Annotated in this window: 1 protein-coding gene; it reads right to left on the reverse strand. The window is 40.9% G+C overall.

Annotated features, from left to right (window positions below):
- Positions 1 to 822, reverse strand: an 822-nt coding sequence (locus KDK19_RS19785) for a hypothetical protein (protein ID WP_257255149.1), incomplete at its 3' end; no start/stop codon positions are given.
- Positions 823 to 1,001 lie beyond the last annotated feature (179 nt).

A 1,001-nucleotide genomic window follows, 5' to 3' on the forward strand; every position in this document is an offset into this window, starting at 1 on the left:
GTCTATGTATTGATCATTGGATTCAGGGAATAGAACAAGGTTAATAACATTTAACGTCAACGCCAAAACCGCTTCCCGGGAATAATCATTGCGTTTGACACTATTGAGGGGAAATAAGTTTTCAAGTGGACTACCTGTAGTCCCATAATAATCTCCTTCTTTCAGGAAGACGGTTCTGAACTCAAAATACACATCTTTAAGATCTTTGATTTTACGATCATAGAATTCACGATTATTCCAGACAAAATTTATTGCATTGGCAATATTTTCAAAATCAATGGAAAAAAGTCCGAAAATAATTTTACAAAGTTGCTGTGGATAGGTTCTTTTAATTTCTTCAATATGTTGGGACAAAATATCCCGGCTCAAATCATCCAGCGGTGTTGAGCCTAAGCGCAGACAATAACTTCTCCCCATTACCTCCAGCCATTGTTTCAGATTGAACTCATTGTTCTCATTAACACACGACTCATATAGGATTCGGGAAAGTCGGCGTGTATTTTCACATATCAGGTTATCCTCACCACTTTCAGGGCGAAAACGGACATTATCTAATATCGATGATGAAAACCGCTTACCTTCAAAAGAACATCCGCTGAAAATGCCCTTTTCAATAATGGCACTGTTTAACTGTTCTGTATTGAATTTACACTCTTCAAATGAAAAGGATCGCAACACTGTGCCGTTCATTGAGCAGCGGCTGAAATCGATCCCGGTTAATGTACGCTTGATCTCTTCCTTACGCAGGCTCCCTTTCGGCTCTAAACCATTCAGGGAATCCAACTTTCCCTCCAAAAGTCGTGGGTTTTGCTCAAGCAGCAACTGAATACCCTTTTCACCACAGACCTTGATGAGATCTTTGATGTTTCCGTCAACCAGACTGTCTTTAGAGATTAACTGATGGTAGTGGGCTGACCAGGATTTGCGAAAAAGCTGTTCCAGCGGACGCCCATCAGGCCAGTGGCTAAAGCGTTTCTTCAAAACAGACAACAATTGCCGCT

Origin of the sequence: Endozoicomonas sp. ONNA1, from assembly GCF_024606325.1 — a bacterium.
Classification (GTDB): Bacteria; Pseudomonadota; Gammaproteobacteria; order Pseudomonadales; family Endozoicomonadaceae; genus Endozoicomonas_A.